Source organism: Niallia sp. CD-39 (genome assembly GCF_059874745.1).
This window is the reverse complement of sequence record NZ_JCBCPS010000005.1, coordinates 88,702-114,686: the sequence shown is the minus strand read 5'-3', so window position 1 is coordinate 114,686 and position 25,985 is coordinate 88,702. Positions and strand designations below refer to the sequence as shown.

The following is a 25,985-nucleotide window of genomic DNA, read 5'->3' as shown; positions in this document are numbered from 1 at the left end:
TAACAATCACTTACACACTTTGATGTTTGACTTATTCTCTAGAACTACGTGTTCTATTCACGCCCTCACTCGAATGCATCTATAGGATGGAACGCTTTGACTTTATCTGACATACAAAATGCCTATAAAAAAATGTAGACAAAGTCAAGATCAACTTTGTCTACATTTTTTATTTAACGGAAGTTTGAATAGTTGCTGCGATTTCTTGTAGTTCTTCGGTTGTATAATCAGATTGGTTTGATTTCCAGACAACACCTAGTCCGTCTCCTTGTCCATAACGAGGTATTATATGGGTGTGGAAGTGGAAAACTGTTTGTCCTGCTGGCTCTTCATTGTTATTAATGAGGTTGACTCCAATTGGAGAGTACGCTTGTTTAATTGCGTTTGCAATTCTAGGGATAGCCTTGAAGTATTCGCTTGCTGTATACTCATCCATTTCATATAAGTCTTTTTTATGTACTTTAGGGATAACTAATGTATGTCCCTTTGTCACTTGGCTAATATCTAGAAAAGCAAGGACATGTTCGTCTTCGTATACTTTTGCTGCTGGGATATTGCCATCAATAATGCTACAGAAAATACAATCGCTCATTGTTATTCAGCTCCTAATAGTGAATGTTATTTTTGAGTCATTTTAACATAATTTCCTACATGGATAAAAGAAAAGGCAGGATTCTTAAAGAATCCTGCCGAAAGTGAAGGGTAATGAATCAATGTCGTAATCTTACAGGAATATTTCTTGCGGAAACACCTCATTGTGTAAATGAATGTTTTTCCAACGAGAACATGCGATCTTTGTACAAGCAAACCATCCCCTTAGGAATATCTTTATGCGTTTCTCAACAGATAAAGGAATCTTAAGCTGGTCTGTCTTTTTGAGACACCTCATTTGCATGATGATAAAGGCTGCTTACGAGTGAAGCGCCTGGTGTTCAATTAGATCATGGCTATCATTACTATTGTGCAACGCAACCATCTCCTTACAGATGTAACGAATTGAAACATATGAGTGAAATCATGAATGGTCTTTAACAGACACCTCATCTCAAAATTTGAATAGAGGATATTCAAAGTTGATTGATTTCCCCTTCATAAATTAGAATCCCCACAAAAAGATTTATTATTCGGTTCCTCCTAAGAAACTGGACAATAAGAACAACGTTTTTTTACAATGGAAGTATTAACAAGAGGAAGGACGTTATCAATGTCGTTATTAGAAATCAATCATATAACAGGTGGATATACAAGAAACCCGGTTCTTAAGGATGTTCACTTTGATTTAAAAGCAAATGAAATTGTTGGATTAATAGGATTAAATGGTGCTGGTAAAAGTACAACCATTAAGCATGTAATAGGATTAATGGAGCCTCATAGTGGTGAAATCAAAATAGAAGGAAAAACAATAACAGAAGACCGCGATGCGTATCGCCGTCAATTTACTTATGTACCAGAAACACCAATTCTTTATGATGAATTAACATTAGAAGAGCATCTAAAACTAACTGCAATGGCCTATGGATTAAAGGAATCCGAGTATGAAAAACGTATGGCGACGCTTCTAAAGGAATTTAGGATGGAGAAAAGGTTAAAATGGTTCCCCGCTCATTTTTCAAAAGGGATGAAACAAAAGGTCATGATTATGTGTGCCTTTCTTGTGCAACCGTCATTATACATTGTGGACGAACCGTTTGTTGGATTGGATCCGTTAGGCATTCAGTCGCTATTGGATTTGATGAATTCAGTGAAGGAAAGCGGAGCAGGGATTTTGATGTCCACACATATTTTAGCAACAGCAGAACGGTATTGCGACCGCTTTGTCATTTTGCATGAAGGGCAAGTTCGTGCGAAGGGGACATTGTTAGAGCTAAGAGATCAATTTGGAATGCCGAACGCGACATTGGATGATCTGTACATTCAGTTAACAAAGGAAGAAGATTATGTTTGATGTACATGATTTGTGGAAGAAGCGCTTAGGAGAAACGTTCAAAGAGCTTAGTCGTTATTTAAAATACATATTTAATGGACATCTTGTCATCGTCATGCTGTTCTTAATAGGAACTGGTGGATATTATTATCAAAACTGGGTAAAAACATTATCAACTGACTTTCCAGTCGCATTATTAATGGCAGCTGTACTCGCGCTAATTGTTACGTATAGTCCGGTGTACACATATTTTAAGGAACCAGATCGTGTGTTTTTATTGCCGCTTGAATCGAAGTTGCCACCATATTATACGAAGTCAATCATTTCAAGCTTTTTTATCCAGATCTATCTCGTAGTAATTGGTCTAGCTGCGTTTATGCCGATGTACATGCATGTGGCCGGTGACGAAGCAAAAGGGTATTTTCAATTGCTTTTGTTCATTACGATTTTTAAATACGCAAATGTCTTTATTCGATGGCAAGTCCAATTTTATATTGAGACATATGTTCATCACATTGATTCAATCGTGCGCTATGCGATCAATGGAGTTTTTTTATATTTATTGTTTTCGTCAGCGAATAGTATCTATCTATTTGTCTTAGCGGCCATTCTTATCCTTCTCTTCATTTTTTATTACGTTCAGACGAAGGAGAAAGGGCTGAAGTGGGAATTCCTTATTGAATCGGAACAGAGGAGAATGACTTCCTTTTACCGGTTAGCTAATATGTTTACCGATGTGCCCTCATTAAAGGATAGAGTGAAAAGGCGGAGATGGCTGGATTGGTTATTGGGCTTCCTACCGTTCTCACATGAAAAAACATATAGCCACCTTTACACTAGAACCTTTCTGCGATCGGGAGATTATTTTGGAATCTTTATTAGATTAAGTATTATAGGCTCCATCATGATTTTTTTCATACAGAATGAGGTTTTTCAGTGGCTAATTGCGATTCTGTTTATTTATTTAACAGCGATTCAACTGTTACCGCTCTGGAAGCAGCATGAAACGAAGCTATGGATGAACTTGTATCCCGTTCCTATAGAGTATAAAACAAAGGCATATTTAAGACTAATAACTATCATCTTGCTTTCACAATCAGTGATATATGGTGTCGTTTTATTCTTAGCAACGAGGTCAATCCAAGCATTCATCGGATTTGCATTATGTATTGTTTTTGCTTTTGGATTTGTTCAACTTTATATGAAGAAGAAAATAAAAGCTGATTGAATCTAATTAAACTGTTCACACGTATACTATGTGAATAAATGAGAAAAGCATAGGGGTGCGGTGCATGGATAAATATGAGTTACAGGCAATTGAAGAAGTAGAAGAGTGGCGAAGGAAAACAATGAAACGTTCAACTTTGTTCAATCGCTTATCTAAGCGTGCGCAAACGAAAATGAACAGCTACATTCCTGAAAAAGCACATACGATCATTACTGAAAGCATAAAAAATATGGTGAAAGCGACTCTTTCTGGAACAGGCTACATTGCAAAGAAGGTGGAGAATTCAACAAACACGTTAAAAGGCAGAGATGAAAATTTGCAAGAAATCCTGAATACGCATCGGAAAACAGCTGTAATCGAAGGAGCTGGAACAGGTGCAGGAGGGATTTTCCTCGGATTAGCTGACTTTCCACTATTGCTCACAATTAAGATGAAGTTTCTCTTTGATGCAGCTGCTAATTATGGCTATGATACGAAGGACTATAGCGAAAGGCTTTTTCTATTGCATGTCTTTCATCTGGCGTTTTCGAGCGATGATAAAAGAAAAGAAGCAATGCGTACTGTTGAGAATTGGGAAGAAGTAAAAGGTGAGATTGAGGATATGAACTGGCGAGAATTTCAGCAAGAATATCGTGATCATATTGATTTAGTCAAAATGTTTCAATTGCTCCCGGGAATTGGAGCAGCTGTTGGAGCATATGCCAACTATAATCTACTAGATCATCTTGGTGAAACTGCAAAAAACGCCTACAGAATGAGATATTTTAAAAAGAATGAGACTGAAACCTCCCAATAAAAAGGGGGGTTCAGTCTATTTTTTACTTCGAATTTGTTAATTCTTCGATAGCGACTTTGTTTGCATATTGATGATAGTTTAATGCTGCAGATGCTAGTGTTTTTGCAGCAATAAGCATTGCTTTTTCATCAATATCAAATTTCGGGTGATGGTGTGGATATACGTCCTCTGTTTTTGGCATTGCACCAGTAAAAAAGAAGTTTCCTTTTACATGATGTAAATAGTAAGAAAAATCTTCTCCAGTCATTTGTGGGTCTGTTTCTTCTACAACAGCAAGTTCTTTTGCACAGTTGACTAAATACTCTGTTTCTTGTACATGGTTCACAACAGCTGGATAGCCACGATGGTAATGATAATCATATGTATGATCTGCGGCTATGCACGTTCCCTTAATCACTTTTTCAATTTCGGCTTCAATAAAATCACGCACATCTTCATTAAAGGTTCGAACGGTTCCAGCAAGAGTTACCTTATCGGCAATGACATTAAATGCGTTATCTGCTATGAATGACCCGACAGTAAGAACAGCGGAATCTATCGGATTGACGCGTCTGCTCACGATTTGTTGTAGGTTTAATACAAGCTGAGAACCAACAACAATGGCGTCCTTTGTCCGGTGTGGCTGTGCACCATGTCCACCTTGTCCTTGAAGGGTTATTTCGAAACGATCAGCTGCTGCCATTAACGGGCCAACCCGAGTTTGAATGACACCTGTTGGGGTAGTTGCCCATAAATGTGTACCAAAAATGACGTCAACATTATCTAAACAGCCATCTTCAATCATGGAAATCGCACCACCAGGAGCGTATTCCTCTGCATGCTGATGGATGAAAACATAAGTGCCTTCCAGTTCATCTCTTAGTTCATGCAATACTTTCGCGAGAACTAGAAGTGTAGCAGTATGCCCATCATGCCCACAAGCATGCATGACACCAGGTACCTTTGACTTATACGGTACATCTTTTTGGTCTTGAATTGGCAAAGCATCAAAATCAGCTCGTAAGGCAATCGTTTTTCCTGGCTTATTTCCATTGAGTGTTGCTACTACGCCATTTCCACCAATTTGCGTTCTAACGGGAATTCCTAGTTGATCATAATATGATTGAATATAGTAAGCAGTTTGCTTTTCTTGAAAAGAAACTTCAGGGTATTGATGTAAATGCCTTCTAATTGTTACCATTTCATCATAGTAATCCTCTAATTTTGCATAAACTGTCTCAAGCATAATAAACACCCACCTCTGTTGTTGTTTCTATAAATTATAACATTTTAAATAATAAGTAAGATATTAGTTATTTACCTAAAGCGAATGTCATATTTAAAAAGCCGATCATAAACGGTGAGCTTATGATCGACCTTAGGAATAATAAGAGTTAGATTAAAAACATTGCCACAATCGTTGTAACGGTTAGACCGATTACAACAGGTACTAAGTTACGTCGTGCTAGCTCGAATGGATCGACATTACAGATTGCTGCTGCTGGTATTAAGGCCCAAGGAATGAGTGTACCTCCACCGACCCAAATCGCTGCAATTTGCCCTAATGCCGTTAATGTTGCCGCCCCAGATCCTATAGCAGTTGCAAAGAGGTTTGCTATAGAGCCAGCTAAAGAAATTCCAGAAAAGCCGGATCCATCTAAACCAGTAATCGCTCCAACGACCGTTAAGGTGATTGCACCTACCGAAGCTGACAATGGAACAACAGAGGCTAAAGCGACACCGAGATCATTAACAATACCATGAGATACACTTGGCAAATAATTACCGATAATCGTATCAAAGCCTGAGTCTCCTAAGTAAAAGAAAGCAGCGATTGGAATGACTGGCCCAAATACCTTAAAACCAAATTGAAAACCATCAATTAAATAACTTGTTGTTTTTTCAAGTCCTTTGCCTTTATGACTCATTAACGAAATGAATAATAGAATAAAGATCGATGTGCCACCAACAAGGGCTGTGGCATCTCCGCCTTGTAGGTTAAGAATAAACATTGCCGCGACATTAGCAGCGAATAATAATGGAATGAGAACAGCAAATAATTTTTTTTGATTGAGCGTTAATAGGTCATTTTGAACTTCAGGATCTGCTACAGGTCCTTTTGAAACAGTTACCCCTGTTGTTGCAGTAAGCTTTCCATTCTTCATATCACGTTTGATTAAATAAAATGCTGTTAATGTCGTAACAGCCCCCATTACAATCACTAACGGGATACTTGCAGCAACAACTTCATCAACGGGAAGACCAGCAGCATCAGCTGTCAGTTTAGGTGCAGCTTGAATGACAAAATCTCCTGATAAAGCAATTCCATGCCCAAATAAATTCATTGCCATTGCGACGCCGAGTGCCGGCAATCCAACCCGAATTGCTACAGGAAGCAAGACTGCACCAATTAACGCGACCGCAGGAGATGGCCAGAAAAACCAGGAAATAGCCATCATCACAATTCCGATCGTCCAATAGGCAAGAGCAGGCGTTTTAATCAATTTTGCGAACGGAGAGATCATCACATCATTAATTCCTGTAATAGTTAATGTCCGACTCATTGCCACAATAATAGATATAACAAGAATCGTTGGCAGAAGTTCCGTTATAGCAAAGATAAAGCTTGAGAAAATGCTTGATACAGAAGCACTTAAAGAATGTGTAGCAGTAATGGCAATTAAGAATATCCCCGCGATACAAACAATTGTTGTATCACGCCTTTTCACCATAAAGCCTATTATGAGAAAAATAAAAATAACATACAGCCAATGGAGGGCAGTTAGTTCAATCCCCACGATCTTCTTCTCCTTTCAGAAACTGAATAGGCAAAAGCCCGTTTCAGTGATTACTACAGAATATGTAGGAGAAAAGAAGGTGTGTTTACGTAAGAAAAATAAATAAGGAGTTATCCGTCGTTTCTCATTAAGCTAAGATTCTCGAGTTGAGACGTTCGTGATGAGCAATCTTTACGATCGTTCTCCACCTACAGACGGAGGTGGAACCATCCGTTCGCTTGTTTTCATAAAAAGCAGTTTCATGTATGATAAGGATAATATTACTAGTTGTAGCTTGGAATGAGGAAGTGATGTTAATGAAGTCCTTCAATAATATTTTTGTATCTATTAGTTTGTTGTTAATAGGAGTATTTCTTTTGCTATTAAATATAGGGGTGCTTGATGTAGACTTGAGTAATTTTTTATCTGCATTAATTCCGTACTTCTTTTTTATTGTTAGCACATGGTTCTTTTTGAAAACCTTGTTTATTAAACGTAGTGGCAATCTTTTTTGGTCTTCGTTTTTTATGATTTTCTTTTTTCTTAGAATCTTAAACTTCCATGAATTCATTGAATTTAAAATAATGGATTTTTGGAAGCTGTGGCCATTAGCCATTGTGTATATAGCATTCTCGATGTTATTCAAAAAGAACAAAATTCATTTTCTCTATGCTGGAGATGGATTTGACGACGATGATGACGATGACTTTTTCGATTGGGAAGACGAAGCAAATAAGGACATGAAAGATAAAAAAGGTTTTAAGAAAAAAAGCTTTACAATCGGTGATGTTGAATATAGCGATGCAGATTGGTCTTTAGAACCACTCGATTTGTATTCAGGCATTGGAAGTTTTTATTTAGACTTTAGCAAGGCCTTTATTCCAGAAAAACAAACAGATATAAGGATTAAGGGTTGGGTTGGAGATGTAACGATGATCCTTCCGGAGCATATCCCTGTATATATCTATTCTGCCGTTCAAGTAGGAGAAATCAACTTATTTGATAAAAAAAAGAGCAGTATGAATAAAGAGCTTGTATACAAGAGTGAGGGGTATGATGAAGCTGTAAGGAAATTAAATATCTATGTGAGAGTGAAAGTTGGCTCAATTCACTTAAGTAAAGTGTAGGTGCGGAAGGTGAGATACTTTAAAAGATCAAGTTTAATTCAAGACTACGCGATGCTCGTTGTTATGACAATTTTACTGTTTTTTATTGGGTTGCAACTATTTATGATGATCAATCGAGAGACGTCTTTAACTGTAAGCGATTCTTTTGCATTAACTTTCTTTTTATTCATGATCTTACTCATTCTAGGAGGTTATTTCTCTTTTAAAAGCCAGCGTCAATTGAATAAAAAGATTACGAGTATCCGTGTTTTTTTGAAAGCTTTGAAGAGTGGAAGATACCAAGAAAGGATGGAGCATCATTCATATGGGGAATTCAAGCTGCTAATTGAAGAACTCAATTCATTAGCAGCTTCCATGCAAGAAAATGTTGCTTCAATACAAAGGCTAGCTGACGAAAAGGCGACACTCGCTCAATCAGCTAGAAGTGCCGCTGTGATGGAAGAAAGGCAGAGATTGGCTAGAGATTTGCATGATGTTGTAAGTCAACAATTATTTGCACTAAGCATGATGACTTCAGCTGCACTAAAGGTGTATGACAAAAACCCATCAAAAGCGAAGGTTCAGCTTCAAGATATTTCTACTATCGCGTTAAAGGCTCAAGGGGAAATGAGAGCATTGCTGCTTCATTTACGCCCAATTCAATTAAGTGATGATGGTCTAAGCGAGAGTATGATTAAATTAGTCCAAGAATTAAAACAGCGTACAAACATTGAGTTTAAAGCAAGTATTGATGAAGTGTCAGGGTTGTCGAAAGCGGTTGAAGAGCATTTATTCCGTATTTTACAAGAAGCATTATCTAATATACTTAGACACTCAGATGCTACAAAAATCACACTGCAATTCACAGAGAAGGATAGGCTGCTATTCTTGTTCATTGGAGACAATGGAAAAGGGTTTGATCCCCATATTGAACGAATGTCCTCCTATGGATTAAAGACAATGAGGGAACGGTGTGAAGAAGTAGGTGGCGTATTTAAGATACGTTCAAAGCAAAACGAAGGTACATATATTGAAATAAGAATGCCATATAAAGAGGGGAGCGATAAAGAATGATTAAAGTTGTAGTTGTGGATGATCATGAAATGGTTCGAAAGGGGATTATTTCATACTTAGCTACAGAAGATGAAATTGAAATTCTTGGAGAAGCTTCAAGTGGCAAAGAAGGAGTGAAAGTTGTCCTTGAATTAAAACCAGATGTCGTATTGATGGATTTACTTATGGAAGATGGCACTGGAATTGATGCAACGAAAGAGATTTTAAAAGACTATCCCTCCTGTAAAATAATCATCTTAACGAGCTTTTACGATGATGAGCAGGTTTTTCCAGCAATTGAGGCAGGTGCGTTTAGTTATCTCCTTAAAACAGCAAGTGCGGATGAAATTATGAATGCTATCTTAAAGGCAACAAATAATGAATCGGTCATAGAGCCAAAGGTCGCTCACAAAATGTTAAATCGATTTCGTACTAAAGAAAAAAAGCCTCATGATGACTTAACAGACCGTGAAATGGACGTATTGAAGTGCGTAGGAGAAGGAATGACGAACCAAGAAATCGGAGAAGAATTGTTTATTGGCATAAAAACAGTAAAAACACATGTGAGTAATATTTTAAGTAAATTAGGAGTTTCTGATCGAACTCAAGCAGCTGTGTATGCAAACCGAAATGGAATTGTAAAAAAAGAAGCATAAGATGGGAAAGTCCATCTTATGCTTCTTTTTCACCTTCCTCACCTTCTAAGTAATACTTAGTTACATATGACTCACCTGCGAAAATTTGGGGAACGCTTTTATCTGAAGCATCTTCAACTTTAGGTTTGCCATGTGCTTTCTTAAAAGCAGTTGATTCTTTCCAATCATTGAAGGTATTTTCGTTTTTCCACATCGTTAATATGATGTATGTATTTGATTTTAATGGTCTTAATATACGAATAGCAATGAAGCCGGGTTGATTCTCAATATCCCCTTGGCGATTCTTAAATCGATATTCAAATAAAGGACGCCCTTCATCTGTAACAGGAATATTATTCATGACAATAAAGCCTTCCTTTTCAAGCTGACCAACTTGATCAATTACTTCATACGGTCTTGGCTCTTGAAAAACAGACTTTCCATCTGTTTCATGAATTAGTGTCGCATTGCTTTCATTTTCCATTAAAAATATGTTTTCAGCTTCATACTTCTTCTCAAGTGTTTTTAGGAATTCTAGCGTTCCCGATGTTAAGTATATATACATGCCTATCCCTCCATTTATATCAATTACTATATGTATACCCATTTTATTATAGAAAGAAAAGTAAAGAACATACTATATGAAGAGAATTTCATAAAAATTCGTCAATTTTTTTACATTTTCCTCTGTTACTGTACAGCGGTTTAATTAAAAGCTATATTGTAAGTAACTAATATAGAAGCTTCAAGTTGTTCATGTTTCTATTTTCGTTACGTTTATATTACAATAGTATGCAGACAAGCTTTGAAAGGTGGAAATATTGTAAATGAGTAAAATGACGAATGATCATTTTTTAAGAGCTGCTAGAGGTGAAAAGACTGAATATACCCCAGTATGGTATATGCGTCAAGCTGGTAGATCGCAACCAGAATATCGTGCAATCAAGGAGAAGTATTCACTGTTTGAGATTACACATCAACCAGAACTTTGTGCTTACGTTACTAGACTTCCAGTCGAGCAATACAACAATGATGCAGCAATTTTATATAAAGATATTATGTCTCCATTACCTGCAATTGGTGTAGAAGTTGAAATCAAAGCAGGGATTGGTCCAGTAATTGATCAACCAATTCGCTCTATGAATGATGTCGAAAAATTAGGTGAAATCAACCCTGAGGAAGATGTACCTTACGTTTTAGAAACGATTAAATTGCTTACAGAAGAGCAATTAAATGTCCCACTAATTGGATTTGCAGGTGCACCATTCACACTAGCAAGTTATATGATCGAAGGTGGACCATCAAAAAATTACAACAAGACGAAAGCATTTATGTATGCGGAACCAAAAGCATGGTTTGCTTTAATGGATAAGCTTGCTGAAATGACTATTACATATGTGAAAGCACAAATAAAAGCAGGGGCAAAAGCTATTCAAATTTTTGATTCGTGGGTCGGAGCATTAAATGTGGCAGATTACCGTTACTTTATCAAACCAGTGATGAATCGAATTTTCTCTGAATTAAAAGAGGAAAATGTGCCATTAATTATGTTTGGAGTAGGCGCAAGTCATTTAGCAATGGAATGGCATGACCTTCCATTAGACGTAGTCGGTTTAGATTGGAGATTGCCAATCACTGAAGCCCGTGAAAGAGGCATTACGAAAGCGGTACAAGGAAATCTTGATCCAGCGATTCTACTTGCACCTTGGAATGTAATTGAAGAGCGTGCAAAAGCGATTATTGATCAAGGCATCCTTCATAATGGATACATCTTCAACTTGGGGCATGGAGTGTTCCCAGAAGTGAACCCTGAAACGTTGAAGAAGTTAACAGCGTTGGTACATGAATACTCTGCTGAAAAAATCAGTCAAATTAAATAAGCAAAATAGAGGTGAACATACATGACGAAGAAAAAGATGGGTCTGTTAGTCATGGCATACGGTACCCCTTATAAAGAAGAAGATTTAGAAAGATATTATACACATATTCGCCATGGTAGAAAGCCAACGGATGAAATGCTCGAGGATTTAAGAAGTAGATACGAAGCAATTGGCGGAATATCTCCATTGGCAAAAATTACGATGGAACAAGCAAAAGCATTGGAGTCTCACTTAAACCAAGTTCAGGATGAAATTGAATTTACGATGTACTTAGGTTTAAAGCATATTGAGCCATTTGTTGAAGATGCAGTTAAGCAAATGCATGATGATGGTATTACTGAAGCTGTTAGCATTGTGCTCGCACCACATTTTTCTACATTCAGCATTAAGTCTTACAATGGAAGAGCACAGGAAGAGGCTGAAAAGCTTGGTGGTCTAACAATTCACTCTGTTGAAAGCTGGTATACTGAGCCTAAGTTCATTGAATATTGGTCTACTAAAGTTAAAGAGACAATTCAAACAATGACAGATGAGGAAAAAGATGATTATGTATTAATCGTTTCTGCTCATAGCTTACCAGAAAAAATCTTGCAATTAGGTGATCCTTATCCTGATCAACTGAAAGAAACAGCAAAACTCATTGCAGAAGCTGCAGGCGTTAAAAATGTTGAAGTTGGTTGGCAATCAGCAGGAAATACCCCTGAACCTTGGTTAGGGCCAGACGTACAGGATTTAACAAAAGAACTTCATGAAAAGCATGGATATAAAGCATTTATGTACACACCAGTCGGGTTTGTGTCCGATCACTTAGAAGTCCTATACGACAATGATTATGAATGTAAAGTTGTAACAGACGAAATTGGTGCTAACTATTATCGCCCTGAAATGCCAAATGCACATCAGTTGTTCATTGAAGCAATGGGAAATGTCATCTTCCAAAAACTTAATTTGAAAAAAATCTAATAAAGTAGGCGAGGAACCATGCTGAAGACCAAGCGTAAAGTGATTGTAGTAGGCGGTGGGATTACGGGGTTAGCTACTGCCTATTATTTACACAAGCAAGCGAACAATGAAGGGGAATCATTGGATATAAAGCTAATTGAAGCAAGTCATCAGCTTGGGGGAAAAGTTCAAACAGTTAAACGAGATGGATTTATCATTGAAAAAGGGCCAGATTCATTTTTAGCAAGAAAAGAGAGTGCTTCTATATTGGCAAAAGAAGTTGGCTTGGAGCAGGAATTGGTGCGAAATGCAACAGGACAGTCCTATGTACTTGCAAGAGAAAAGCTTCATCCAATGCCAGGTGGAGCAATCATGGGTATTCCTACAAATATCAAACCATTCATTGCTTCACACCTCTTTTCACCTGCTGGAAAGATAAGAGCCGCATTTGATTTTGTCTTGCCAAGGTCAGAAGCAATTACTGATCAATCATTAGGATTTTTCTTTCGGAGAAGGTTAGGGAATGAGGTCGTGGATCATCTAATTGAACCACTACTTTCAGGCATTTATGCAGGAGATATCGATCAAATGAGCTTGATGTCAACATTTCCTCAATTTTATCAGGTGGAACAGAAGCACCGTAGTTTAATTTTAGGAATGAAGAAAGCAGCGCCTAAACAGCAATCGAATCAAAAAGAAAGCAAAGGCCAATTTCTAACCTTAAAAACGGGGCTTCAATCTTTAGTAGATGCACTAGAAAATACATTGCCAAAAGGTACAGTTTTAAAAGGATGTAAAGTAGAGAAGCTTTTTCTAAGAAATAATAAAAAAGTAGTTAGGCTGTTTAATCAGAAGGAATACGAAGCAGATATAGTCGTGTTGGCAATTCCTCATCATGCAGTTCACATGATTCTTGACCACAACATGTCAAGTCAAGCTTTAAAACAGATGCAAGCAACATCTGTAGCAACTGTGGCACTTGCTTTTCCAGCTGAAGCGATTGAAAAGGACATTGATGGTACTGGTTTTGTAGTATCACGAAACAGTGACTACACGATTACAGCATGTACGTGGACACATAAGAAATGGCCACATACAACGCCAAAAGGTAAGGTATTACTTAGATGTTATGTCGGTCGTGCTGGGGAAGAAACAATTGTTGATTTAGCCGATCATCAAATTGTAAACATCGTTTTAGAAGATTTACGAAAAACGATGAAAATTACATCGAATCCAGACTTTTCCATTGTTTCGAGATGGAAACAAGCAATGCCTCAATATACCATTGGCCATAAGGAGCGTATCGAAAACATTCAAAGTGAGATAAAGGGATTACTCCCTGGAGTGATCTTAACAGGATGCTCTTACCATGGGTTAGGCGTTCCCGATTGCATACAGCAAGGTGAAAATGCAGCGCGCCAAGTGATGGATGATATCGAAAAAAATGTCGGCATTGATTAATTTCAATGCTCTTTTTTTTGAGAAAAATCCTTATATAAGATTTATACTTGCTAAAAAAGAAAAGTCATGATAATGTAATTGAATAAATGACTATTAAATTCATTTGGTCAATAAGAGGGTGAATAAGATGGATAGAAGACAGTTAATCGTTGATGCAGCAAGTAATTCTTTTGCGATTTTTGGGTATAAGGCAACGACAATGGATCAAGTATCAAGGCTTGCGAATGTTGGAAAAGGTACAATCTACACCTTCTTTGCAAATAAAGAAGAGCTGTTTGAAGAAATTGTTTCGAAGCTTTTTCTTGAAATTGAAGTTGCTGTTCAGTCTGTAATAAGTGACGAGTCGTTAAGCTTCTTTGAAAAAGTACATGTTGGCCTATACAATGTATTAGAGTTTCGCATTACTCATCAATTAATGATCAAGCTTTATCAAGAAGCAAAAGAAATGGGAACTCCAGCGGTGTTAGAAGTTGTGAATCGTTTGGAGGAGACGATCCAAGTGTTTCTTCAAGATATAATAAAAATTGGAATTGAACAACATGAAATCAAACCTTGTGATCCTAAATTAACAGCATTTATCTTTCTAAAGCTCTATGTTGCACTTGTATTTGATTGGGAGAAGAACAATAAACCACTTGATAAAGAAGAAGTGGCAAATTTATTCAAGCTATATTTATTTAATGGATTGTCAACTAGATAATCCTCTTCTTTTTCAACAAATTGACCATTTGAATAATTTAGTCATTAATTTTTAGGAGGTTTTATAAGTGAATCTAGGGATGCAAGAATTAAAAAATATAATCAAAGATAAAAAGTTATTCATTGCATTGTCTGCTATTCTATTTATCCCAATTCTATATAGCGGCTTATTCTTATGGGCTTTTTGGGATCCATATCATCAGCTAGATGATTTACCTGTCGCAATTGTGAATGGCGATAAAGGAGCAGAGTTTCAAGGAGAGTATTTACAGCTAGGGGATGAATTTGTAGACAAAATGAAAGAGAGCGGTGATTTTAATTATCAATTTGTCAATAAAGAGGAAGCATACAAAGATCTACAAAAGGAAAAGTATTATATCGTTGTAGAAATACCCGAGGATTTCTCAGAGAACGCAACGACTATTTTAGATGATAATCCGAAAAAACTTTCGCTTATTTATGTACCAAATGAATCTTTTAATTTTCTTTCTTCGCAAATAGGGGAAACTGCTGTTGAGCAAATGAAGGGGACAATTTCAGAAAAGCTCACAGAAACGTATGCTGAGACAATTTTCACTAAAGTAACAGAAGTAGCAGATGGAATAGGCGATGCAGCAGAAGGAGCAGAGAAGATAAAGCTTGGTGCTACAGATTTAAAAGGGGGTTCTGAAGAACTTTATCACCATTTAACAGTATTAGCGAAGAAATCGGTTTCTTTAAAAAACGGAGTAGATACGTTAGCGACTGGATCAGTTCAATTAAATGATGGTCTAGCGAAAGCGGATCAAGGATTAAATCAATTAATTGAAGCACAGAATCAGCTTCAATTATCTGTTGGGCAATTAGCGAAGGGGCAAGAAGAAGTAGCGGCAAATATAGAGTTGATTCATTCTGGTATCGCACAGACTAGTAATGAGTTTCCGAAATTAGTTGAAGGAACAGAGGCGGCAAAAGCTGCAACGATTTCACTATCTTCATCGTTAAAAACATGGCAAACAAGTGTTGCTCAATTAACATCGCTCACGTCAAATCTATCGTCATCAATAGAGTTGTTACCGGATGGTGAAGGGAAGGAAGAATTAGTAGAGTTAATTGATCAAATAAATAAGACTTCGCAAACAATTACAGCTGGTGCACAACAGATGAGTGATGGCTCAAGTTCATTAGCCTCAGAAATGAATGAACTTGTAAATGGTCAAAAGATCGCAAACCAAGCGCTACTTCAAACAAAGGACGGAATGAGTCAATTAAAGAATGCATCTGATCAGCTGCATTTAGGCCAACAACAGGTGCATTCAGGTATGGGGCAATTCGGTGGAAAATTAGCGGAGGCTTCAACAGGTGTCTCGACATTGTATCAGGCAACAGATGCATTTCAAGATGGCCTTAGTCAATTACAAGGTGGAACCGATGCATTTCAGGCGGGCTCAGAACAATTAGCAGATGGATCGCGTACTCTTGCTGAAGGAAGTGCAGCTTTAGCGGATGGTACAAGCGAGCTTCATGATGGATTAGCAGAAGGTGCTGATCAAGCTAAAAGCTTTGAGGCAAATGAAGAGACCTATGAAATGATGGCAAATCCAGCGGAAGTAAAAAATGAAAAAATCCATGATGTTCCGAATTATGGGACTGGATTTGCTCCTTATTTCTTGTCTTTAGGATTGTTCGTAGGTGCATTGCTATTATCGATTGTATTTCCTCTTAAAGAACCTGCAGATAAGCCGAAGAGCGCTTTACAGTGGTTTTCTAGTAAAATCATGGTTTTACTTGCTGTAGGTGGAATACAAGCGATCATAGCTACAACAATTCTTTTAACCGTTTTAAAGATTGAAGTGCAAAATGTTCCACTGTTTATATTATTTGCGATTCTCACAAGTATTTGCTTTATGGCATTGATTCAATTCTTCGTCACTGCATTTGGTGATACAGGTAGATTCATTGCAATTATTATCTTAATTCTGCAATTAACAACAAGCGCTGGAACCTTCCCGTTAGAATTGATTCCAAACGCACTTCAAGTGTTCAATCCATTGCTACCAATGACGTATTCAGTAGCTGGGTTTAAATCAGTTGTTTCAAGTGGCGATTACTCATATTTATGGCAAAACACAATCTATTTATCTAGTTTTTCATTGCTGTTTATGATTGGAACATTCATCTATTTTAGAATGCAATTCAAAAAGAAATATGCTTAAGGATAGGGAATGGCTAAACCGAATTTCGGTTTAGCCATTCGTTTTGAAAGTATGATTGTTTTATAAGTTTGTAACATCCATGCATTTATTGCATTTGTTTCCATAGCATTCATGTTGTTCTTCAATTGTTTTTCCGCATTCCATACATTGTTTAGCAGGTAGGTTTCTGAAAAATTCGACAATATTCTGAATCAAAGTGAATCCCTCCTGGTTAATTTCTGAATATTTGATGCTATTATTGTATTATAACAGTATTTGAAAGTCAATAACTGTTTAGGAACAACTTTCAAAATGAATCTTTTGTCTGAATCAACTAAAACTAATGAAATGAATTTTGAAATACCTTATATTTGTAGTATGAAAAAGAAGAGGGGGAGAAGGATGAAAGTAACTGTAATCGGACAATGGGGTGGCTATCCTAAAGGAGATGAAGCTAGTTCAGGCTATTTATTAGAACATGATGGATTTAAGTTACTAGTGGATTGTGGGAGTGGTGTTTTATCAAAAATGCAAAAAATTGTACAGCCAGAAAATCTAGATGCAGTGATAATTTCTCATTATCATCCAGACCATGTAGCAGATATTGGTGTACTACAACACGCTCGGCTAATCCAGGGGTTTCTTCAAGAAAAACCACCTACTTTGAAGATCTATGCTCATAATGAAAACAAGTATGAATTCAAAAAGTTGCATTATCGTGATATTACAGAAGGGGTTGTTTATGACCCGAGTAAACAGTTAACAGTCGGACCGTTTTCCATTTCGTTCATGAAAACACTTCATCCCGCACCTTGTTATGCAATGAGGTTTGAAGTAGATGGATGCTCATTTGTATATACAGCCGATACTGCATTTAAGGAAGAGTTTGTTTCGTTCTCAAGGAATGCTGACGTTTTATTTTGTGAATGTAATTTTTATGGGCATCAAGATGGGGCGGACGCTGGGCATATGAATAGCTTAGAAGCAGGGAAATTTGCTCATGATGCAAACGTACAACATCTCGTTTTAACTCATCTGCCGCACTATGGTAAAATAGAGCAGTTGAAGGTAGAAGCAGCGACTTTCTACAAGGGACAAATTACGCTTGCTTCTTACGGATTATCATTTGAAATATAGGAGTGAATTACATGTTATTTATTGATAACAAAGGAATTACAGATCCACAAATTAATTTAGCGATTGAAGAATATGCTTTAAAAAACTTAGACATTAATGAAACATACTTGCTGTTCTACATAAACGAGCCTTCTATTATTATTGGAAAAAATCAGAATACAGTAGAAGAAATTAATACAGACTACGTAGAGAAAAACGGAATTAAAGTTGTTCGTCGTCTTTCTGGTGGTGGAGCAGTTTATCATGACTTAGGTAACTTAAACTTTAGCTTTATCACAAAGGACGATGGTGAGAGCTTCCATAACTTTAGAAAATTCACTGAGCCTGTTGTACAAGCATTAAAAAAATTAGGCGTAGAAGCTGAGTTAAGCGGTCGAAATGACCTAACAGCAGGAGGAAGAAAAATCTCAGGGAATGCACAATTTTCAACAAAAGGGAGAATGTTTAGCCACGGAACATTGATGTTTAATTCGGAGATTGATCATGTAGTTTCATCGCTAAAAGTACGTAAGGATAAAATTGAATCTAAAGGGATTAAGTCGATTCGAAGCCGTGTGGCTAACATTACTGAATTCTTAAAGGAAGATATGGAGATTGAACAATTCCGTTCTCTTTTATTGGAATACATTTTTGCCGAGCAAGATGAAGTAAAGGAATATGTATTAACAGAAGAAGATTGGGTGAAAATCCACGAACTTTCTAAAGAACGTTATCAAAATTGGGAATGGAATTATGGAAAATCACCGAAGTTCGATTTGCAGCATTCGCACCGCTTCCCAGTAGGTCAAATCGATATTCGCCTTAATGTGAATAAAGGAATGATTGAAGGCTGTAAAATTTACGGAGACTTCTTTGGAGTAGGCGATGTAACAGAAATTGAAGAAAAACTTGTTGGCACTAAGTACGAGCGCGATCAAATTGAAAAAGCGCTAGACGGTATTAACATTAAACACTATTTTGGTAACATCACGATGGATGACTTTATACAGTTAGTTTACTAATATGATTGAACTGCCTTTAGGCAGCCCAGACTGACCGACAAACGCTCGCATACGTCGTTGTTTGGCTCAAAGTCCCCTCACGAACCTTGTGTTCTATTCGGGGCTTCGTTCAACTGCACGCATTGTCTGACAAGCGTTATCAAGACAGTCAGATGGTTTCTCTTATTATCAAAAAGTACTACGAAAAAAAATGTAGACAAAGTCGGAAATCGACTTTGTCTACATTTTCGAACTGCCTTTAGGCAGTTCTTTTTTTGAAAGATAATAAAGTATAAAATTTCGTCATGGATGAAGTGTTATTTTCTTAGAAATTCAGTATTAAATTTGTCATTTCTTCCTAGGAAGTTGAAGAGTTCTTCGCTAAAAAGGACCCGACAGGAGGGGTAATTGAAGATGATCTCAGACTGTTGAAACGTCATTGTTTGGCATCAAAGTCCTCTCAAGAACCTTGTGTTCTATTCGGGTCTTCATTTCACTGCGTGTCTACTCTGACAAGCGTTTTCAAGACAGGCTGAGGGCTTCTCTAATAATAATAATAAGTCTGTGTTAAAGGTAAATGTTGATTAATAAAATAGATAATATAAAAACTCGAGATTGGTTATTTATGTTAAAATAAATATGATATTGTAAAAATTTCCATACAAACTAACGAAGCAGTTTAGTTGAAGAAGAAAACATAGTACATTGAATAAAACAGTACTGAGGTGATAGCTTGAAATATACTTGTCCTTGTTGTGGTTATAAAACTTTAGATGAAGAACCACCAGATACCTTTGACATTTGTGAAATCTGTTTTTGGGAAGATGATGGCTACCAATATAAATACCCAGATGAAACTGGTGCCAATTATGTTTCCTTTAGAGAAGCACAACAAAATTTTATAAAATTTGGGGCTAAAGGTGAAAGAAGTTTGAAATTTGTTAGACCTCCAAATAAGTCCGAAATAAAGGACGCTTATTGGAAACCGTTATAAGTTGAAATTGAATGTATAATCTTCAACTAAAAGGTGCTTTAGAAAAAAATGGACAATAAAATAAATGAGCTTGGAGATACATTTCCAAGTTCATTTTTTGCGTGAACCATTGATGAATATTTGTTATTTCCTATTAGAGATATTCCTTCAACCTACATTCAATAAATGCAATCCATTTGTCTGCCTTTTTTTTAACGATACATAGGTGAATTTGTTAAATCACAGCTCAATTTAAGAAAATCTTTGCACTTATAAAGTTGGCGACCAGTTCGCTTTCCATAGCGAACAACTGCCATACCTCCACAATGACGACAATGAAAGCCGTGAGAAAATATTTTCTCCCTTAATTCACCTATTAAAGCCCCTTATTGAGAAGCAGTAGGAGTAAAATGACGGGTAAGAAACCCTAAAATATATTCTTTATCCCTTTCGCTCAAAGCATAAATATCAGCTAATATGGTCGCCACAGTCATTTGTAATACCCCTTTTTTCATAAATTACAATCAGGAACCACAAATGATTACGATTTATTAAAATCAACCAAGAACTGTAACGTAGCCAATAATAATAATAAATTTCTTAAGAAATATGTAGACAAGGTCGATTTCTAATTTTGCCTACTGTCTCCGATAATCGAAGATGATCTTTTCTTAACACTTTAAGAATGTTTAACCATTTATGAACCAGTAGACTTATGATTTTCTTATGTATAATTTTCCAGTAAAAAAGTTGAAGCGAATTAAAACTTTAAAAGGAGTTAAAAACGTCTAGTATATATAAGCTTATATGGTAGAAAAGGGGCCTTTTTCATGGGTTTATTAAAGAAATCAAAGAACGAACAATTTGCATCCTTTGTTATGGAGCATAAAGAAAGGTTTTATCGGTTGGCCTACAGCTATGTGAAAAATGAAAACGATGCTCTTGATATTGTGCAAGAGTCGATTCATAAAGGACTACGTAAACTTGATACATTGCAGCAGGAACAGCAATTAAAAAGTTGGTTTTATAAAATCGTCGTCCATACTTCATTAGATTTTCTTAGAAAAAGAAAAAAATGGATCGTCGTAGATGAGGAAGTACTCGATTTTTATGATGAGTCCTCTGCTGATCGCTATTTGGATGTAGATCTACATAATGCAGTAGATGATTTACCTGAAAAATATCGAATCGTGATCGTTCTTCGCTACTTTGAGGATTTGAAAATTGAAGAAGTTGCTGAAATTTTGGATGAAAACGTCAATACGATTAAAACACGGATTTACAAAGCATTGAAACGCTTAAATGTAGAGATGCGTGGAGGGATTGAAGATGAAGAGTAATAGGAAACTTGAAAATTGGAAAAAAGATTATGAAAACATTCCAATTCCTGATGAATTGAATGAAGTCGTTCAAAAAGCTTTGCAAAAGAAGCGAAAGCGAAAAACGATCCCGTTCTATATTTTAGCCACTGCAGCAGCTTTTTTGCTCTTTATTGCAGGGTTAAATATACATCCACCTATGGCAAAGGCATTAGAGAAAGTTCCTATATTAAGTAATATGGTAGAGGTCTTTACGTTTGTTTCATTTGAACATAAAAGTGAAAATCATGAAGCAAGAATTAATGTACCTCAACTGGCAAATGAAAACGAGGATGAATTCATTGCAGAATTAAATGATAAGTATTTAGAAGAAGGAAAAACACTATTTAGAGAGTATGAAGAGAAGATTTTTGAAAGGGATAAATTAGGGAAGTATGCGGTTTTCAGTGATTATCGAATTGTACAAGAGACTGAACAGCTATTTATCATTGAGAGAGTTGTGGAACATATTATTGGTTCAACCGAACAAATTTACTATTATGACAATATTGATAAAGAGAATGAAATTGTACTATCCTTGCCGATGCTTTTTGAAAATGATGAATATGTAAATATTATAAGTGAATATATTAGAGAGGCTATGCTTATGGAGATGGAGGAGAATGAAGGAACGATATACTGGGTAAGCGATGAAGATGTTAATCAATTTTCAAAAATAAATAAGAAGCAAACATTCTATATTAACGAAGCACAAGAGCTCGTCATTGTTTTTCAAAAATACGAGGTAGCGCCTGGATACATGGGAAAACAGGAGTTTGTGATTCCAACACAACTGATTCAAGAGGAATTAAGTAGTAATCGATATATAAAAAGCGTTCTGTGAAAAAGAACAATATTTACAAGAAATCGCAACTTGGAGAGGGATACAGTGAAGAAAGGCATTAGCATGTTGTTAATGGGGATTGGAGCTACTGCTTTTGGTCTAACCGTTTTTTTAACGCTTGCGGTGACGGACGATGAGCCATTAGCGGTAGCACCTGAATTGTTAGAGCAATCTAACAATCTAAAAGAGAAAGAGATGAGAGTAGCTGAGAAAAATGTTCCTAATTGGGTAGAAGAAACTGAGACTCCTAAAATAACAGAATTGGATAAAACACGTAAGTATGTTGCATTAACCTTTGATGATGGTCCTAAGCCAAATGTAACAACAGAGGTGCTAAACACATTGGAACGTTACAATGTAAAAGCAACATTTTATATGCTAGGTGTACAAGTAAAGAATTATCCAGAGCTAGCTAAGCAGGTTGCTGATGCTGGGCATGAAATTGGAAATCACACTGTTCACCATCTACAACTCAATAACATTGATTTAAAAGATGCGACGCAAGAAGTAAAAGAAGGGTTGGAAGTAATAAAAGAAGTGACGGGTATCTACCCTAAAACTTTCCGTCCACCATACGGATTATATAATAAGCATATAATCGAATCAGCTTCGATTTTAAACCAACCTCTTATCTTATGGTCTGTTGATTCTATGGATTGGTTCACTAGAAATCGAGAAAAGATTGAAGAGGAAGTTTTGAATAAAGTTTTCCCAGGATCAATTGTGTTATTGCATGATATTCATGAAGAAACCGCGTTAGCCCTTCCAGCTATATTGGACCGACTAATTGAGCAAGATTATCATTTTGTAACTGTAACAGAACTCATATCATTACATGAGGGTGAAAGTAAGGAAGTTTTTAGAAATGCTGATTATGAGGTGATAAAGCCCACTGCACAATGAGTGGGCTTTTATTTGCGCATAATTCTTTATATGAAAATATGAAAACTTCATAATTCTAGTCTTGAGAAGTTAGAGTAAACTTGAATACAATCTATATTAAATGTGGATATTTTAAAATTTTTTGACTTTTTAATTGATAAGGTATTTTTCTTCTAATATAATATATTTAGAAAATTTAAATTTTCAAGATGATTTTGATATTATTAGAAGGGAATGAGGAGATGAATTTAACAAAACAGCTTCATGAAACCGCTTTACTAAAAGGGGATAAGCCTGCTTATTATTTTATGGACAAAGCAAGTACATATGCAGAGCTAGATGGTGCAGTATCAAAGTTTGCCTCCGGATTAGAGCAGTTAGGGATTAAAAAGGGAGACCATATTGGGCTGTTGCTAGGGAACTCACCCCACTTTGTCATTGCTTTGCATGGCGCGCTTCGCTTAGGAGCAACGGTCATTCCAATCAATCCAATTTATACTCCTGAAGAAATTGCGTATATCGTAAATAATGGGAACGCCAAAGCCCTTGTCATGTTGGACCTATTATTGCCATTAGCAGAAAAAATGCATCTACTGTTACCTAATGTAGAACAATTCATCTTATGCGAAACTCCTCAAGGTCAACAAGCGAATACAGATTTATCAACTCTCTCAGTAGCATCAAAATTGAAATCGTTTTCACAAGTGGTTGATTCAGGGGATCTTCAGTTTAAAGGCCCTGAATTAAATGATGATGAAACCGCTGTTATTCTGTATACTTCTGGAACAACTGGTAAGCCGAAAGGTGCAATGCTCACACATAAAAACTTATATAGCAACGCAAAAGATGTGAGTGATTATTTGCATATGGATGAGAATGATCGTGTGATTACAACCCTTCCTATGTTCCATGTATTTTGTTTAACAGTTGCTTTAAATGCACCGCTTATGAATGGAGCGACCATCTTAATCGACCCAAAATTTAGCCCAAAAGAAATTTTTAGATTAACAAACGAATACAAGCCGACTGTATTTGCAGGCGTACCAACTATGTACAACTTCTTATTACAATTTCCTGAAGGGAAGCCAGAGGATTTAAGCAGTTTACGTCTTTGTATTTCTGGAGGCGCTTCCATGCCAGTTGCTTTACTTGAAGCGTTCGAACAGAAATTCAATGTGCAGATTTCAGAAGGATACGGATTGTCAGAAGCTTCACCAGTCACATGCTTTAATCCTTTGAATCGTCCTCGTAAAGCCGGTTCTATTGGACAGTCTATCGTCAATGTTGAAAACAAAGTTGTTGATGAGTTCGGTGTTGAAGTTCCAACAGGTGAAGTGGGCGAATTAATCGTTCGCGGTCCGAATGTAATGAAAGGGTATTATAATGCCCCTGAAGATTCAGCAAAAGTATTAAAAGGTGGCTGGCTATATACTGGTGATCTAGCAAAAAAAGACGAAGAAGATTATTTTTACATTGTTGATCGTAAAAAAGATATGATTCTAGTTGGTGGATATAACGTATATCCTAGAGAAGTAGAAGAAGTCGTTTATAAACACCCGAAAATTGTTGAATGTGCAGTCGTTGGCATTCCAAACGATGAACATGGAGAGCAAGTATATTGCTTTGCTGTAAGAAAATCAGAAGAGTTTTCGAAAGAAGAGCTTTTAGATTACTGCAGAGAATATTTAGCTAAATATAAGCTTCCAGCTGTCATCGAATTCGTAGAAGAGCTTCCAAAGAATTCAACTGGGAAAATAGTTCGCCGTGCATTAAAAGAGAAATTATTACAGAAAGCTTAATTGCTAAAAAAGAAACATCTCTGCTTTTTCGGTGAGATGTTTCTTTTGTTTTTTTGAGAATAAATCATTCGTCAGAAACAACCCTTTCACGATTACATTTGAATAATATGAAGAACAATTGGGTTAGGAAATGGATTCATATGATTGAAGTACATAAATAGATTAGCCACTAAGAAAGAAGAATGGTTTTTAGATTACAGTGGAAGTCGGTGACTCTTGCGGGAAAAGCGTGATAGCTTAGAGCCCGCACGGAGGAGGTGGCTCAGGCCACGCCTGCGGAAAAGCATTCGTCAGAAACAATCCTTTCATGATTACATTTGAATAATATGAAGAACAATTGGGTTAGGAAATGGATTCATATAGATAAAAATACAAAAACTTCCCATATTGTTACTAATAAATGTTAAAATATTCTTAAAAATAGATAGGGGTTATTGAATGAAAGAGTTATTAAATAGACCCAAAACTTTTGGGGAAATTCTCGATGTTACTTTTTCACTATTAAAACAAAGATTTAAAGACTTCTTTTTATTGTTTCTTTTTATGATGATGCCCATTTTTTTATTTTCTGCACTCATTAGTATCTTAAATGGACAATCATTTTTTAATACTGAAAGTAAGGGAGACAGTTGGATCAATCAAATTACAGCTGCTTTTTCAGGAGAAGTACCTATAGAACAACCAAATCCATTGCTGTCGCTAGGAGATAGTCTTATCAGCATGTTCATTGGCTTTCTTATGTTCATCGCTGCTCTTATCGTCCAAGTTGCTATTATTCAAATGATCAATCGTATCCGCCAAGGTGAAGATTATACAATTAAACAACTATACAAAGAGAGTATTGGGAGATTTATTCCTGCTTTTTTTAGCACGATTTTGTATGGTATTATGACGTTTTTTATTTTCTTGATCCCAGGATCGATGATTATAATGCTCATTTTTAGCGATGGAATCGGCTTCTTTTTATTTATTATACTCATGTTTTTTGCCCTGCTTATTGCTGCCTTTTATTTGTTAACACGTTTTGCCTTCTACATAGTAAGTGTAGCGATCAATGAAGACTCTATTGGAATCGGTAAGAGCTGGGAGATGACAAAAGGGCAAGGTTGGAAATGCCTCGGTATATTAGCTGTTCTTTATATCGTGACATCGCTTATTAATTTTTCCGTGGAAGCTGTGTTCGGTCTCATTTTAGGAACGAGCGTGTTTTGGGAATTTATCGTCAATTTTACGATCCAGTTTACCGCAATGGTCATCATCGTTGGAACAGCTGTTCTTTATTTTGATTTGAAAAGTCGATTTGAAGCTAATGACTTGTTTGAGATGGTTGAGCAGCATGACAAGAAAAGCTAGGTGAT

General features: G+C 36.4%; 24 protein-coding genes and 1 pseudogene. 19 read left to right on the top strand and 6 right to left on the bottom strand.

Annotated features, from left to right (window positions below):
* Positions 1-169 precede the first annotated feature (169 nt).
* A complete protein-coding gene (locus tag AC6F34_RS12670) occupies positions 170-592 on the bottom strand; it encodes an HIT family protein (RefSeq protein ID WP_500772664.1) in 423 nt (140 codons plus the stop codon).
* 612 nt (positions 593-1,204) lie between these two features.
* Between AC6F34_RS12670 and AC6F34_RS12665 the strand changes: the two genes are divergently transcribed.
* The 3 genes from AC6F34_RS12665 (at position 1,205) to AC6F34_RS12655 (ending at position 3,948) form a co-directional block, all read left to right on the top strand.
* Positions 1,205-1,945, top strand: coding sequence for an ABC transporter ATP-binding protein (locus AC6F34_RS12665; protein WP_500772662.1), 741 nt, complete (start codon positions 1,205-1,207; stop codon positions 1,943-1,945).
* The gene (locus AC6F34_RS12660; protein ID WP_500772659.1) at positions 1,938-3,152 is read left to right on the top strand and encodes an ABC transporter permease; all 1,215 of its coding nucleotides are present in this window, start codon (positions 1,938-1,940) and stop codon (positions 3,150-3,152) included. Before AC6F34_RS12665 ends, AC6F34_RS12660 begins: the two co-directional genes overlap by 8 nt.
* A gap of 64 nt (positions 3,153-3,216) precedes the next feature.
* Positions 3,217-3,948: an EcsC family protein gene (locus tag AC6F34_RS12655; RefSeq protein ID WP_500772657.1), complete on the top strand. Its 732-nt coding sequence runs from the start codon at positions 3,217-3,219 to the stop codon at positions 3,946-3,948.
* Between the two features lie 22 nt (positions 3,949-3,970).
* Here AC6F34_RS12655 and AC6F34_RS12650 read toward each other — a convergent pair whose 3' ends face one another.
* Together AC6F34_RS12650 and AC6F34_RS12645 are read right to left on the bottom strand one after the other, a co-directional pair.
* Positions 3,971-5,173 carry a M20 family metallopeptidase gene (locus tag AC6F34_RS12650; protein WP_500772655.1) on the bottom strand — a complete coding sequence of 401 codons (1,203 nt, stop codon included), beginning with the start codon at positions 5,171-5,173 and terminating at the stop codon, positions 3,971-3,973.
* A gap of 148 nt (positions 5,174-5,321) precedes the next feature.
* Positions 5,322-6,725 carry a hypothetical protein gene (locus tag AC6F34_RS12645; protein WP_500772653.1) on the bottom strand — a complete coding sequence of 468 codons (1,404 nt, stop codon included), beginning with the start codon at positions 6,723-6,725 and terminating at the stop codon, positions 5,322-5,324.
* Positions 6,726-7,081: 356 nt separating this feature from the next.
* Here AC6F34_RS12645 and liaF point away from each other — a divergent pair, with 356 nt between their 5' ends.
* The 3 genes from liaF to AC6F34_RS12630 are packed head-to-tail and all read left to right on the top strand — an operon-like array spanning position 7,082 to position 9,519.
* Complete coding sequence (gene liaF / locus AC6F34_RS12640; protein WP_500772651.1) at positions 7,082-7,831, top strand: cell wall-active antibiotics response protein LiaF; 750 nt, start codon at positions 7,082-7,084, stop codon at positions 7,829-7,831.
* A gap of 9 nt (positions 7,832-7,840) precedes the next feature.
* The gene (locus AC6F34_RS12635; protein ID WP_500772649.1) at positions 7,841-8,884 is read left to right on the top strand and encodes a sensor histidine kinase; all 1,044 of its coding nucleotides are present in this window, start codon (positions 7,841-7,843) and stop codon (positions 8,882-8,884) included.
* Entirely contained in the window at positions 8,881-9,519 is a 639-nt protein-coding gene (locus AC6F34_RS12630; protein WP_500772647.1) for a response regulator transcription factor, read from the top strand. Before AC6F34_RS12635 ends, AC6F34_RS12630 begins: the two co-directional genes overlap by 4 nt.
* Positions 9,520-9,535: 16 nt before the next feature.
* On the opposite strand, the gene AC6F34_RS12625 is transcribed toward AC6F34_RS12630, so the two are convergent.
* Positions 9,536-10,063 (bottom strand): antibiotic biosynthesis monooxygenase family protein, encoded by a 528-nt coding sequence (locus AC6F34_RS12625; RefSeq protein WP_500772645.1) that lies wholly within the window; start codon positions 10,061-10,063, stop codon positions 9,536-9,538.
* A gap of 262 nt (positions 10,064-10,325) precedes the next feature.
* On the opposite strand from AC6F34_RS12625, the gene hemE reads away from it, so the two are divergent.
* The 5 genes from hemE (at position 10,326) to AC6F34_RS12600 (ending at position 16,675) form a co-directional block, all read left to right on the top strand.
* Positions 10,326-11,378: a uroporphyrinogen decarboxylase gene (hemE, locus tag AC6F34_RS12620; RefSeq protein WP_500772643.1), complete on the top strand. Its 1,053-nt coding sequence runs from the start codon at positions 10,326-10,328 to the stop codon at positions 11,376-11,378.
* Positions 11,379-11,399: 21 nt separating this feature from the next.
* The gene (gene hemH / locus AC6F34_RS12615) at positions 11,400-12,341 is read left to right on the top strand and encodes a ferrochelatase (protein WP_500772641.1); all 942 of its coding nucleotides are present in this window, start codon (positions 11,400-11,402) and stop codon (positions 12,339-12,341) included.
* Positions 12,342-12,359: 18 nt separating this feature from the next.
* Complete coding sequence (gene hemY / locus AC6F34_RS12610) at positions 12,360-13,781, top strand: protoporphyrinogen oxidase (protein ID WP_500772639.1); 1,422 nt, start codon at positions 12,360-12,362, stop codon at positions 13,779-13,781.
* Between the two features lie 127 nt (positions 13,782-13,908).
* A complete protein-coding gene (locus tag AC6F34_RS12605) occupies positions 13,909-14,481 on the top strand; it encodes a TetR/AcrR family transcriptional regulator (protein WP_500772637.1) in 573 nt (190 codons plus the stop codon).
* A 67-nt stretch (positions 14,482-14,548) separates the two neighbouring features.
* The gene (locus AC6F34_RS12600) at positions 14,549-16,675 is read left to right on the top strand and encodes a YhgE/Pip family protein (RefSeq protein WP_500772635.1); all 2,127 of its coding nucleotides are present in this window, start codon (positions 14,549-14,551) and stop codon (positions 16,673-16,675) included.
* A gap of 60 nt (positions 16,676-16,735) precedes the next feature.
* Here AC6F34_RS12600 and yhfH read toward each other — a convergent pair whose 3' ends face one another.
* Positions 16,736-16,870, bottom strand: a complete 135-nt coding sequence (gene yhfH / locus AC6F34_RS12595; RefSeq protein ID WP_500772633.1) for a protein YhfH — start codon at positions 16,868-16,870, stop codon at positions 16,736-16,738.
* A gap of 186 nt (positions 16,871-17,056) precedes the next feature.
* On the opposite strand from yhfH, the gene AC6F34_RS12590 reads away from it, so the two are divergent.
* From AC6F34_RS12590 to AC6F34_RS12580, 3 genes are all read left to right on the top strand, one after another.
* Positions 17,057-17,791: an MBL fold metallo-hydrolase gene (locus AC6F34_RS12590; protein ID WP_500772631.1), complete on the top strand. Its 735-nt coding sequence runs from the start codon at positions 17,057-17,059 to the stop codon at positions 17,789-17,791.
* A gap of 11 nt (positions 17,792-17,802) precedes the next feature.
* Complete coding sequence (gene lplA, locus AC6F34_RS12585) at positions 17,803-18,792, top strand: lipoate--protein ligase (protein WP_500772629.1); 990 nt, start codon at positions 17,803-17,805, stop codon at positions 18,790-18,792.
* 712 nt (positions 18,793-19,504) lie between these two features.
* Positions 19,505-19,765 (top strand): CPCC family cysteine-rich protein, encoded by a 261-nt coding sequence (locus tag AC6F34_RS12580; protein ID WP_500772627.1) that lies wholly within the window; start codon positions 19,505-19,507, stop codon positions 19,763-19,765.
* 148 nt (positions 19,766-19,913) lie between these two features.
* Here AC6F34_RS12580 and AC6F34_RS12575 read toward each other — a convergent pair.
* Positions 19,914-20,238, bottom strand: a pseudogene (locus AC6F34_RS12575) (transposase); the annotation flags it as partial.
* A gap of 336 nt (positions 20,239-20,574) precedes the next feature.
* Between AC6F34_RS12575 and sigV the strand changes: the two are divergent.
* The 5 genes from sigV (at position 20,575) to AC6F34_RS12550 (ending at position 25,980) form a co-directional block, all read left to right on the top strand.
* Positions 20,575-21,084: an RNA polymerase sigma factor SigV gene (sigV, locus tag AC6F34_RS12570; protein ID WP_500772625.1), complete on the top strand. Its 510-nt coding sequence runs from the start codon at positions 20,575-20,577 to the stop codon at positions 21,082-21,084.
* On the top strand, positions 21,074-21,946 hold the full coding sequence (gene rsiV, locus AC6F34_RS12565) for an anti-sigma-V factor RsiV (protein WP_500772623.1): 873 nt from the start codon (positions 21,074-21,076) through the stop codon (positions 21,944-21,946). The genes sigV and rsiV overlap by 11 nt, the downstream gene beginning before the upstream one ends.
* Positions 21,947-21,991: 45 nt before the next feature.
* Positions 21,992-22,849: a polysaccharide deacetylase family protein gene (locus AC6F34_RS12560; protein WP_500772621.1), complete on the top strand. Its 858-nt coding sequence runs from the start codon at positions 21,992-21,994 to the stop codon at positions 22,847-22,849.
* Between the two features lie 221 nt (positions 22,850-23,070).
* Positions 23,071-24,627, top strand: a complete 1,557-nt coding sequence (locus AC6F34_RS12555) for a fatty acid--CoA ligase family protein (protein WP_500772619.1) — start codon at positions 23,071-23,073, stop codon at positions 24,625-24,627.
* A gap of 438 nt (positions 24,628-25,065) precedes the next feature.
* Positions 25,066-25,980 carry a hypothetical protein gene (locus AC6F34_RS12550; RefSeq protein WP_500772617.1) on the top strand — a complete coding sequence of 305 codons (915 nt, stop codon included), beginning with the start codon at positions 25,066-25,068 and terminating at the stop codon, positions 25,978-25,980.
* Positions 25,981-25,985 lie beyond the last annotated feature (5 nt).